Genomic DNA, 11562 nt, shown 5'->3' with positions numbered 1-11562 from the left:
CCGGCCCCCGCCGATAGTCGAGGGTGAGCCATCCTCACTGCTGAACTGGAACGCCCGATGTCCGCGCCCTCGCTGTCCGCCCCCGCCGCGCGCGAGCCGATCCACACCCGCCGCGTCACCTGCCAGGGCTTCCGGCGCGCCGACGGGCTGTGGGACATCGAAGGCCACCTGACCGACGTCAAGAGCTACGGCTTCCACACGGAGGAGCGCGGACATCTGGAGCCGGGAACGCCGATCCACCAGATGTGGATGCGCCTGACGGTGGACGACAAGCTGACCGTCCAGGCGGTGGAGGCGGTGACTGAACACAGCCCCTACAAGGCCTGCGGCAGCATCACGCCGCGCTTCCAGCAGCTGGTCGGCCTGCGCGTCGGGCCGGGCTGGACCCGCGCGGTGAAGGAGCGGCTGGGCGGGGCGAAGGGCTGCACCCATCTGGTGGAGCTGCTGGGGCCGCTGGCGACCACCGCCTTCCAGACCGTCTACCCGATCCTGGCGCGCGAGGCGGCGGAGCGCGCCAAGGCAGCCGGCAAGCCGGCCCAGGACGACGGCAAGCGGCCGGTCCTGCTGAACATGTGCCACATCTTCGACAGCAACGGGGAGGTGGTGCGCAAGCACTGGCCTGCGCACTACACCGGCGGGGAAAACGAAGACGCCCGTGAAGAGGCGGCGGAATAGGCTGCGGTCTCCAGCAAATCCGCTTGGCAAATCCGCTGGGGAAATCCGCCGGGCGGGTGCCGAACCGGTCCCGCTCAGGCGTCCAGATGGGATTGGGTGGAACCGGTCAGGGCCGGACCGGGTGACGGGAAATTGCCGCCGACGGCGACCGCGGCCTTGACGCCTTCGGCCTCGTCGGACGGCGGCAGGTCGAACGGCGTGCCGACGAACGGATCGCTGCCGCCGTGTCCGGCGCGCTGATGGCCGTCCTCGGTGCAGGCCCGGCGGTAATAGGAGGCGATGAAGACCCGCACCGCGGAGGTCAGGGTGACATCCGCATCCTCCGGGTTGATGCCCCGGCGGCGCGCCTGCTCTTCGATCCGCTCCTTGATCTGGGTGCAGAGACGGTTGACGGTCAGACCTTCCCGACGGCCGATATCCTCCAGAGCATCCCACATCGACGGCTCCAGCCGCATGCTCGTGCGGTGCCCGCCGATCATGATGTTCTGGCTCCTCAACGGTTCCACCCCCGTCTGGGGAGTGTTCACCCGCTTCTTCTTCGGCCCACGCTTCGCCATCCGCAGCCCCTTCCACGAAGCCGCCGGCGGACATGCGAAGTTTGTGTCCGCCACGGCGCGATAAATGGTTGCATATATCGCACTTTACTAAACGTGGCGGGAAATGCAACCACGCTAGCGTCTTTCATTCTTATATGATTTCCTAAAATCGACTCTTGGTTGCATCCATATGTATGCTATTTCCGGCGTCCACCCGCCCATTATTTGGAGCGTGCGAACGGTCGATCGGTGACGGCGCTTGATCCGTTGGTCCGATCAGGCCCCGGCTTCGCCGGGGGCGTAGGTGGTCAGGCCCAGCGCATGCACCCGCTCGCGCAGTTCGTCGGCCAGCAGGGTGTAGATCATCCGCTGGCGCTCCACCCGCGACTTGCCGGCGAAGGCGGCGGAGACGACGGTGACGTGGAAATGGGTTTCCCCGGCGGCGTCCGCCCCGGCATGGCCGGCATGTCGGGCGCTGTCGTCGACGACCTCGAGCCGGTCCGGGGCCAGTCCGGCGGTCAGCTTTTCGCGGATGCGGGTGGCGTATTCCATGGCGGGTCCTGATGTCTGGGCACTGGTCGGGAATGCGTGGGACGGGCGGCGCCGGGCAAGCGATTCCCGACGGCCGCGCCGGCAGCCAGGAGAGGGTGCGGGCCCCGCTTCTGTCAAGCGCCTGTCAAGCACAACGCCCCACGGATTGCGGATGACGGAAGCCCGATTCGGCGCGCTTGCCAGAGGCATCGGCTCTTCCCATACTTGGCCGATGACCAGGAACCGCACCCGCTCCAGTTACGACAGCTATGCCGCTCCGCGTGCGGCCACCCGTGTGTGCGACCACCCCGAGTGCGTCGCCGCGGGCGAATACCGTGCGCCGAAAAGCCGCAGCAGTCTCAACGAGTACTGGTGGTTCTGCCTGGACCATGTCCGGGAATACAACCGCGCCTGGGACTATTACGCCGGCATGTCGACCGACCAGATCGAGGCCGAGGTGCGGCGCGACACCACCTGGCAGCGGCCGAGCTGGCCTCTCGGCAAATGGGCGACGCAGGAGCGCTTCATCCGCGAGCGCGTGGTCAACGGCTTCAGTTTCGAATTCGGTCACGAGGCCGGCAAGACGAAGGATGAGGAGAAGGCGCACCGGCGCCACCACGCCCGCACCGACGAGGAAAAGGCGCTGGCGGTCCTGGAATTGACGCCGCCCGTGGACTTCACACGCATCAAGGCACGCTATCGGGAGCTTGCGAAAAAGCATCATCCCGATGCCAATGGTGGCGACAAGGCTGCGGAAGAACGCCTGAAAGAAATCAATCAGGCCTACAATACGCTGAAAGCCTGTTATGCTGCCTGAAACCCCGTTGGCGGGCCGGGTCGATCCCGCGGCCGCCGGACAACCGACACTCGCTGGAACGTAAGAACCCGACCCATGGCTTCCCAAGGAGCGACCCAGGCCAGCTCGGCCCTGTTCGACCACACGCCCGACACCACCGTCTCGGTGCGCGAGGTCTTCGGCATCGACAGCGACATGCAGGTGCCGGCCTTCAGCCAGCGCTCGGAGCATGTCCCCGACCTCGACAGCGCCTACCGGTTCGACCGGGACACGACGCTGGCCATCCTCGCCGGCTTTGCCTACAACCGCCGCGTCATGGTCCAGGGCTATCACGGCACCGGCAAGTCGACCCACATCGAACAGGTGGCGGCACGGCTGAACTGGCCCTGCATCCGCGTCAACCTGGACAGCCACATCAGCCGCATCGACCTGATGGGCAAGGATGCCATCGTGCTGCGCGACGGCGTGCAGGTCACCGAGTACCGCGAGGGTATCCTGCCCTGGGCGCTGCAGCATGCCTGCGCCCTGGTGTTCGACGAGTATGACGCCGGCCGTCCCGACGTGATGTTCGTGATCCAGCGCGTGCTGGAGGTGGAAGGCAAGCTGACGCTGCTCGACCAGAACCGCGTCATCCGCCCGCATCCGGCCTTCCGCCTGTTCGCCACCGCGAACACCGTGGGCCTGGGCGACACCACCGGCCTGTATCACGGCACGCAGCAGATCAACCAGGGCCAGATGGACCGCTGGAACATCGTGGCGACCCTGAACTACCTGCCTGTGGATGCCGAGGTGAAGATCGTCCAGGCCAAGGTCGCGTCCTATGACGACGCCAAGGGCCGCGACACGGTGGCGTCGATGGTGCGTCTGGCCGACCTGACCCGCGCCGGCTTCATCAACGGCGACATCTCCACCGTCATGAGTCCGCGCACGGTCATCACCTGGGCCGAGAACGCGCGCATCTTCAACGACGTCGCCTTCGCCTTCCGCATCACCTTCCTCAACAAGTGCGACGAGGTGGAGCGGCCGACAGTCGCCGAATACTACCAGCGCTGCTTCGGCGTCGAACTGCCGGAGACGGGGGTCCAGGCGAACCTCGTGTGATGATGGTGTTCGGCCGCGGAACTCGCCAGGACAGTATCCGCCTTGCGCAGGGTCGCGGCCACGCACACAAGATCGACACGGATGTCACGGATTTAAACACGGATGTCACGGATGAAGGTGAGCCTTGGCGACGCGCTGGATGAATTGACCAAGCGCATCGTCGGCGCCGCGTTCGCCGTACACAACGGCCTCGGTCATGGCTTCGTCGAAGCAGTCTATAAAAAGGCTTTGCTGCGCGAACTGGCGGACTGCGGACTGGAGGCCGCTGCCGAGGTACCGTTCCAAGTCCGTTACAAAGGCGACCCGGTGGGCAGCTATTTCGCGGACATCGTCGTGGAAGGGCAGGTCATCATCGAGTTGAAAGCATGCGAAGCATTGGGCGACTCACATGTACGGCAGGTCTTGAACTACCTTCATGTCAGCTGCTTGCCCACGGCTCTCTTTTTCAACTTCGCAGAGCCGCGCCTAGCCATCAGGCGTGTACTGCCACGGTCAAGACATCCGTGAAATCCGTGTCTACATCCGTGACATCCGTGTCAATCTTGCCCACCGCGCCTTAACTTTACCCAAGAACAAAGACGCCCCGCGATGACCACCCAGAACGACACCCCCGTCGAGGCCTTCAAGCGGTCCACCACCGCCACGGTGCGCGCCATGTCCCGCCGGGCGGAGGTGCAGGTGGGCTTTTCGTCCGATCCGCCGGGGCTGTCGGGCCAGCGGGTGCGGGTGCCGCTGCCGGCGCGCGATCTGAACCCGGTCGAGGTCGCCAAGCTGCGCGGGGCGGCCGATGCCGTGGCGCTGCGGCTGCGCTATCACGATTCCACGGTGCATGCCCACCGCATGCCGCTGGGCGATGCCGCGCGTCAGGCCTACGATGCGCTGGAACAGGCGCGCTGCGAAGCGTTGGGCAGCCGCGACATGGCCGGTGTCGCCCATAACCTCGAAGCGGCGCTGGAAGACCGCTACGCCCGCCAGGGCCTCGACCGCGTCGAGGATCGCGGGCAGGTGCCGCTGTCCGAAGCGTTGCGGCTGATGGCGCGCGAGGCGATGACCGGTGCGCCGCCGCCGCCTGCCGCCGCCCATGCCGTCGACCTCTGGCGTCCCTGGATCGAGGAGCGGCTGGGCAAGGATATGAAGGGGCTGGCCAACTATGCCGGCGACCAGGAAGCCTACGCCAAGGCCGTCCGCCGCCTGCTGGCCGACCTCGACATGGAAGTCGGGCAGGAAGCCGACCAGGAAGAGGAGGAGGATCAGCAGACCCAATCCTCCGAGAACGACGAATCGCCGGAGCACGGCCAGACCCGCGGCCAGGACGAGGACCAGTCCGACTCCGAATCCATGGCGTCCTCCGACATGCAGGATTCGTCGGAGGCCGGTGAAAGCGCCGAGGAAGGCGCCGGCGAGGAAAGCGACATGGAGATGGGCGAGGGCGAGGGGGCGGAAGAGCCCGCCGGCCCCGGCCAGCCCTGGCGCAACGACCTCAACCGCCGCAACGAGCCCGACCCCAACGCCTACAAGGCCTTCACCACCCAGTATGACGAGGTGGTCGACGCCGCCGACCTTTGCGACCCGGCGGAGTTGGAGCGGCTGCGCCACCTGCTGGACCAGCAGCTGCAGCATCTGCAGGGCGTGATCTCCAAGCTGGCGAACCGGCTGCAACGCCGGCTGATGGCCAAGCAGCAGCGCTCCTGGAATTTCGACCTGGAGGAGGGCATTCTCGACGCCGCCCGCCTGGCCCGCGTCGTCGCCAACCCGGTGCTGCCGCTCTCCTTCAAGGCGGAGAAGGAGATGGATTTCCGCGACACCGTGGTGTCGCTGCTGATCGACAATTCCGGCTCGATGCGCGGCCGGCCGATCTCCATTGCCGCGATGAGCGCCGACATCCTCGCCCGCACGCTGGAGCGCTGTGCGGTGAAGGTGGAGGTGCTGGGCTTCACCACCCGCGCCTGGAAGGGCGGACAGGCGCGCGAGGCCTGGGTCGCCGCCGGCAAGCCGGCGCATCCCGGCCGCCTGAACGACCTGCGCCATATCGTCTACAAGGCGGCCGACATGCCGTGGCGCCGCGCCCGCAAGAATTTGGGGCTGATGCTGCGTGAAGGCATCCTGAAGGAGAACATCGACGGCGAGGCGCTGCAATGGGCGCACAACCGCCTGCTCGGCCGGCCGGAACAGCGTCGCATCCTGATGGTGATCTCCGACGGCGCGCCGGTGGACGACTCCACCCTGTCGGTGAATGCCGGCAACTATCTGGAACGCCACCTGCGCCAGACCATCGAGCAGATCGAGACCCGCTCGCCGGTGGAACTGGTGGCGATCGGCATCGGCCACGACGTCACCCGCTACTACCGCCGCGCCGTGACCATCGTCGATGCGGAGCAGCTGGGCGGCACGATGATGAACAAGCTGGCCGAACTGTTCGACGAGGACGACCGCCGCGGTGGCCGTCGCGGCTGGCGTTGACGTAAGGATAGGAGCAAAGGTGTTTCCAGATTTATCAGTGACTTATCTGGAAATGCCACCCCGGTTCAGGGTGTATCCTTACCTGCAAATGCTGGTTTGACGCCCTCTCCCACGGCGGGAGAGGGAAGGGCGGACTGCGGTGCCACCCCATTTGCCGGCACCGCCGGCTTTGCCGCGTCCTTCTTCTCCTCCTCCAGCACCAGACGCCAGAGTTCGGTCATGCCGGTGCGGCCGCGCAGCGAGCGTCCACCCTGGCGGACCAGTGGAACGGCGTCCTTGCCCTTGGCGGCGGTGACGCCGCTGGTCAGCACGATTACCTCGGCGTCGCCCTGAAGGGCGGCCGACAATTCCTCGATGCGGGCGGCGACGTTCACGGTGTCGCCGACGATGGTGTAGTTGATCCGGCTGTCGGAACCGATGTTGCCCACCACCACCGGGCCGCTGTGCAGCCCGACACGGACATGGATCGGCGCCCGGCCGGCGGCGACGCGGCGGCGGTTGTCGGCGCGGATGGCGTGGTGGATCGCCAGCGCGGCGCGCAGCGCGCGGACGGCATGATCCTCCTGCGCTTCGGGCGCGCCCCAGAAGGCCATCAGGGAATCGCCGATGAACTTGTCCACCGTGCCGCCTTCCGCCTCGATGCAGGCGGCGAGCAGGGTGAAATGCTCGTTCAGCAGGGCGGCGGTGTCGGCGGCGGCCATATGCTCGGCCATGCGCGAGAAGCCGCGGATGTCGGTGAACATCACCGTCACCTCGCGCTGGACGGAATCGAGCCCGCCCTCGGTCTCGCGCTGGCGCATCAGGCGCAGGACCAGCGCCTTCGGCACATAGGTCTCGAACCAGCGCAGGCCGGCGATCATGGCGTTGAAGGCGGCGGCGGCGCGCGCCATTTCGCGCAGGCGGGAGTCCGGCAGGTCGGGGATGGCGCGGAATTCGAAGGCGCGGACGCGGTCGGCGGCCTCGGCCAGCCGAGCCACCTGCCGGCTGATCCGCCGCCCGACCAGCAGCGCCACTCCGACCGACACCAGCAGGATGGCGAAACCGACGGCGCCGGTGACATAGAGCCGGCGGATCTCCACCCCCATCTCGCCGTCGCGATAGCCGATGCCGATGATCCAATCCTGCTGGCCGTACCCCGCCATCTTGCGGGTCAGAAACATGTATTCGCTGCCGAGAACGCGCACGCCGCGCGCCTCCACCCGCTTCTTCAGCGACTGGACCGGCACGCCGCTGGACCACAGCGCCGCCAATGCCGGATCGTCGACCTGATCGATGCGCGGCAGCGGCGGCCCGTCCAGCTTGCCGGAGAAATCGAAGGTCCGGCCGACCAGCGCCGGATGGGCCAGCACATGGCTGTGGTCGTACAGCACGAAGGCGTTCAGCCCCTGCTCCACATACAGCACCTGCAGGAAGCGCGACAGGTCGCCCAACGAGACGCCGACCGCCACCTGCCCCAGATAGCGGCCGTCGCGCCGCACCGGCTGATAGAGGGTGACGAAGCTGTTCTGCGCCTCCTTCAGCCAGCGCGGGTCGGCCCAGCTGGCGGCGCTGCGGTTGGGACCGTCCAGAACCTCCGGCGGGATGTCGCTTTCGCCCTGCATGTCGAAGGGCTCGGCGATCAGGTCGCCGTTCAGCCGGCCGACGCGGACCCCGGTCAGGTCGGGGCGGATGAAGGCAAGGCCGGTGACGTCCGGCGCGCCGGCCAGCGCACCGCGCAGCGTGTCGATCATCGCCGTGGTGTCGCCGGCGCGCAGATCGCCGCGCTCCACCAGCCCGGCAACGAAGCGCGCCATCTCCCGCGCGGGGTCGAGCTGGTGGCGGACCCGCACCTCCACCCCGGCCAGCGCCAGATCGGCCTTGTCGTTCAGCAGGGCGAAGGTGTTGGTGGTGGCGCTGACCAAACCCAGGACGAGCACGCTGGCGACCGCCGCCAGCATCAGGGAGCCGAACCCCGCCACCAGCACCGCGGCAATGGGCAGCCGCAGCCGCCGACGCCCGGCGGGCTTCGGCGGCTGCGCCGGCTTCGCAGCCTTGGCCGGTGCGATCGGGGCGCGTGCTGACGGGGTGTCGGACATGCGCGGCAGCCTACCCGCCCGTCCGTCCGGCGGCAACCCGCCGGGCTGTATCCTTACGCGGATTTCATGCGGCCACGCTCGTGATTGCGGCGAGGGGCTGTTCGCCCCCTATTCGCCAACGATCACCTTCACCCGGTGGCCGGGCTGCAGGGGTGTTCCGGGCGGCAGGTCGTTGATGATCCGGAACAATTCCTCGGCGTAAGGTTCCTGCGGCATGCGGCGGACGAAGCCGTCGACGCTGTCGCCGGGCCGCACCGTCGTCACCTGGACGCGGCGGGGGCGGTAGCGGGCTGCCTCCTCCGCGGTCAGGCGGTGGAAGCTGTTGGCCGCCGCCTGGAAATCGGCATCGAAACGCGCCAGCGCCCCTGCCGGCGCCAGGAAGGTGAAGCGGTACATCTTTCCGTCCGGCGCGCGGATCGCCACCAGCCGGATGTCGGCGCTGTCGCCGTTGGACTCGCCGCGCGTGGTGGCGGTCGCCGCCGGCATGCCGCCGATGGTGATGCGCTGGACGTTGGACAGGTTGGCCCCCTTGCCCCAGACACCGGTCAGGAAGGCGACCGGGTCGGAGACGCCGGCGGCCGATCCGCCGTCGAAGGCCATGGCGGTGCCGTTCTGCCCCTTGGCGACCACCTGATCGGCGCCGTTCAGCAGCGCATAGCCCTGTGGCACGGTGAAGGCGATCCCCAGCTGCGGGTGGGCGAAGGTCCGGCCGCGGACATAGCCGTTCTCCGGGCTGTCGCCATAGATCATGCCGTCGACCGCCGCCAGGTAAGGATCACGCGGGCGGGCACCGCCCTGCGGCATCTTGCGGGCGAGATCGGCGGCGCGGCGAATGCGGTCCTCGGTCGCCGGATGGCTGGCGAAGAAGTCGAAGCCGCCCTCGCCCTTGTTGCCGGCGCGCAGCCCCTCATACTGGCTGTCGCGGCGCAGCGTCTCCAGGAAGGTCGCCATGGCGAAGGGGTCGTAGCCGGTCCGCCGCAGGGTCTCGACGCCGAGCTGGTCGGCCTCCAGCTCCTGCTCGCGGGAATAGCTGGCGACCACGGCGGTGCCGCCCAGCCCGGCCAGTTGCGCCAGCGTGTCGTTGCCGAACACCATCCCGACCCCGGCGGCGAGAATGCCGGCGATGGTCTGCCGGGTCTGGCGCTGGGCCGAATGATGGGCGGTGACATGACCGATTTCGTGCGACAGCACCCCGGCCACCTCCGCCTCGTCCTCCGCCAGCGCCAGCAGGCCGCGGGTGACGTAGACATAGCCGCCGGGCAGGGCGAAGGCGTTGGCCACGTCGCTGTCCAGCACGGTGAAGGTCCAGGGCTCGCGCGCCAGCGCGGTGGTGGCGGCAAGCTTGCGGCCGAGCTGGTCGATATAGCCCTGCAGCTTCGCATCCTTCACCGCCCCGCCGAACTGGGCCAGGATCTTCGGATGCTCCTGCGCGCCGAGCGCCGCCTCGTCGCCGCCGGACAGGACGTTGTCGAGCAGCCCGGCCCGGGCCGGTGTGTCCAGGACGGGGATGGCGGCCAGCCAGAGCGCGGCCAGCGCTGGCGCCAGCTTGCGGAACGGCTTGCGGAAGGAGACGTGGGTCGGCATACCGGTCAGAACCCCGCCCGACGGTGGATGTTCCGCAACGACGGAATTCCCGATGCGACGTGTCCCGCTTCCGCTTGTGCCCTTGGCCCTCCTGCTGCTGTGCGGACTGCTTCTGGCCGGTGTCGCTTCTGCGGAGCCGCTGCGGGTCACCGCCGTACTGGACGGCGACACGCTGGAGCTGGAGGACGGCCGGCAGGTCCGGCTGGCGGGGATCGAGGCGGCCAAGCCGCCACGCAACGCCGGCTCCGCGGCCAACCCGGCCGACGGGCGCATCTGGCCGCTGGCGGAGGCGGCGACCAGGGCGCTGAGCGATCTGGCGCTGGACCGCCGCGTCCTGCTGCATGGGCCGGCGCCGGTCGACCGCCATGGCCGGCTGCTCGCCCATCTGGTGCGGGAGGATGGCCTGTGGCTGCAATCGGCGCTGCTGGTCCGCGGGATGGCGCGGGTCCACACCCGGCCCGACGTCCGCGCCTATGCCGCCGAGATGCTGGCCGGCGAGGATGCCGCGCGCAATGCCGGGCGCGGGCTGTGGCGCAGCCGGGTCTATGCCGTGCGCGAGGCCGCCGACGCGGACGAGCTTACCCGCGACCGCGACAGCTATCAGCTGGTGGAGGGGGTGGTGCTGGCGGTGTCCAAGGGCGGCGGCGAGACCTGGCTGGATTTCGGCGCCGACTGGCGCAACGATGTCACCGTCCATATCGGCCGCGCCGCGATGCGCGAGGTCACCCGCGCCGGCATCGATCCACTGTCCTACGAGGGGCGCCGCGTGCGCGTGCGCGGCTGGATCACGCTGCGCAATGGGCCGATGATCGAGATCACCCACCCCGAGCAGATCGAACGGCTGGAGCGGGAACCGGCCTCCGCCGCCTTGCTAAGCGCCAAGCCGGACGGTGAAGACCCTTGGGATGAGGACGAAGCGGAGGACGACCCGGAATGATGAAGCCGTCGATTGCGCGTATGGGCGGGCGCCTGCTCGCCGCCTTGATTCTTCTGCTTGCCGCCTTGCCTGCGCATAGGGCGCTGGCCGGCGGGCCGACATTGACGATCGCCGTCGCCGGGGCCGAGCGGGTGTTCGACCGCGACGCCCTGCTGGCCCGGCCCGACGCGGTGACCGTCGACATTCCCGCCGACATCTCCTATGGCCGGCCGACGCGCTATCGCGCCGTGCCGCTCGCCAGCCTGATCGGCATTGGCGATTTTCCGCCCGACACCGTGCTGGAGGGGGTGGCGTCGGACGGCTTCACCGCGCAGCTGCCGCCGGAGCTGTGCCTGCGCACCGGTGCTGACGGCGCCGTCGCTTTCCTGGCGGTGGAGCCGGCCGACCGGCCCTGGCCCAACCTGCCGGGCAAGGAGGTCTCCGCCGGTCCCTTCTATCTGGTGTGGGTGCGGCCGGAGGCGTCGGGGGTGCGCAGCGAACAATGGCCCTACCAACTGGCCCGCATCGTCGCCTCGGACGATCCGTTGCGGCGCTGGCCGCAGCTGGCGGTCGAGCCGGGGCTGGCCGCCGACTCGCCGATCCGCGCCGGTCAGGCGGTGTTCATCACCCAATGCATGGCCTGCCACACCCTGAACGGCGCCGGCAGCGCCACGATGGGGCCGGACCTGAACCGGCCGATGAACCCGACCGAATATCTCACCCCCGCCGGACTGAAGAGGCTGGTCCGCGATCCCCGCTCCGTCCGGACATGGCCCAACCAGCAGATGCCGGGCTTCGATCCGGCGATGCTGAGCGATGCCGATCTGGACCGCGTCGTCGCCTATCTGGGCCACATGGCGGGACGCAAGGCACCCTGAGAAAAGGTGC

General features: G+C 68.6%; 11 protein-coding genes. 7 read left to right on the top strand and 4 right to left on the bottom strand.

Annotated features, from left to right (window positions below):
- Positions 1 to 57 precede the first annotated feature (57 nt).
- The gene (locus TSH20_RS12315) at positions 58 to 675 is read left to right on the top strand and encodes a DUF2889 domain-containing protein (protein WP_109074992.1); all 618 of its coding nucleotides are present in this window, start codon (positions 58 to 60) and stop codon (positions 673 to 675) included.
- A gap of 74 nt (positions 676 to 749) precedes the next feature.
- Here the strand turns inward: TSH20_RS12315 and TSH20_RS12310 are convergent, their stop codons facing one another.
- Together TSH20_RS12310 and TSH20_RS12305 are read right to left on the bottom strand one after the other, a co-directional pair.
- Complete coding sequence (locus TSH20_RS12310; RefSeq protein WP_109074991.1) at positions 750 to 1232, bottom strand: ribbon-helix-helix domain-containing protein; 483 nt, start codon at positions 1230 to 1232, stop codon at positions 750 to 752.
- Between the two features lie 255 nt (positions 1233 to 1487).
- A complete protein-coding gene (locus tag TSH20_RS12305) occupies positions 1488 to 1763 on the bottom strand; it encodes a BolA family protein (RefSeq protein ID WP_109074990.1) in 276 nt (91 codons plus the stop codon).
- 151 nt (positions 1764 to 1914) lie between these two features.
- On the opposite strand from TSH20_RS12305, the gene TSH20_RS12300 reads away from it, so the two are divergent.
- The 4 genes from TSH20_RS12300 to cobT all read left to right on the top strand — a co-directional run bounded on the left by TSH20_RS12300 (position 1915) and on the right by cobT (position 6099).
- Positions 1915 to 2559 (top strand): DnaJ domain-containing protein, encoded by a 645-nt coding sequence (locus TSH20_RS12300; protein ID WP_247870745.1) that lies wholly within the window; start codon positions 1915 to 1917, stop codon positions 2557 to 2559.
- A gap of 75 nt (positions 2560 to 2634) precedes the next feature.
- Positions 2635 to 3639, top strand: a complete 1005-nt coding sequence (gene cobS / locus TSH20_RS12295; protein ID WP_109074988.1) for a cobaltochelatase subunit CobS — start codon at positions 2635 to 2637, stop codon at positions 3637 to 3639.
- Between the two features lie 111 nt (positions 3640 to 3750).
- Positions 3751 to 4146 carry a GxxExxY protein gene (locus tag TSH20_RS12290; protein ID WP_109074987.1) on the top strand — a complete coding sequence of 132 codons (396 nt, stop codon included), beginning with the start codon at positions 3751 to 3753 and terminating at the stop codon, positions 4144 to 4146.
- An 81-nt stretch (positions 4147 to 4227) separates the two neighbouring features.
- Complete coding sequence (gene cobT / locus TSH20_RS12285; RefSeq protein ID WP_109074986.1) at positions 4228 to 6099, top strand: cobaltochelatase subunit CobT; 1872 nt, start codon at positions 4228 to 4230, stop codon at positions 6097 to 6099.
- Between the two features lie 65 nt (positions 6100 to 6164).
- On the opposite strand, the gene TSH20_RS12280 is transcribed toward cobT, so the two are convergent.
- On the bottom strand, positions 6165 to 8174 hold the full coding sequence (locus tag TSH20_RS12280; RefSeq protein WP_109074985.1) for an adenylate/guanylate cyclase domain-containing protein: 2010 nt from the start codon (positions 8172 to 8174) through the stop codon (positions 6165 to 6167).
- A 108-nt stretch (positions 8175 to 8282) separates the two neighbouring features.
- On the bottom strand, positions 8283 to 9758 hold the full coding sequence (locus TSH20_RS12275; RefSeq protein ID WP_247871317.1) for a M48 family metalloprotease: 1476 nt from the start codon (positions 9756 to 9758) through the stop codon (positions 8283 to 8285).
- A gap of 52 nt (positions 9759 to 9810) precedes the next feature.
- On the opposite strand from TSH20_RS12275, the gene TSH20_RS12270 reads away from it, so the two are divergent.
- Positions 9811 to 10695, top strand: a complete 885-nt coding sequence (locus tag TSH20_RS12270; protein ID WP_247871316.1) for a thermonuclease family protein — start codon at positions 9811 to 9813, stop codon at positions 10693 to 10695.
- Positions 10692 to 11552, top strand: a complete 861-nt coding sequence (locus TSH20_RS12265; protein ID WP_199231965.1) for a cytochrome c — start codon at positions 10692 to 10694, stop codon at positions 11550 to 11552. The genes TSH20_RS12270 and TSH20_RS12265 overlap by 4 nt, the downstream gene beginning before the upstream one ends.
- Positions 11553 to 11562 lie beyond the last annotated feature (10 nt).

This window comes from Azospirillum sp. TSH20 (assembly GCF_003115935.1).
Taxonomy (GTDB): domain Bacteria; phylum Pseudomonadota; class Alphaproteobacteria; order Azospirillales; family Azospirillaceae; genus Azospirillum.
Note: the sequence above shows the minus strand (reverse complement) of the source record. Positions and strands in the feature narration are given on the sequence as shown.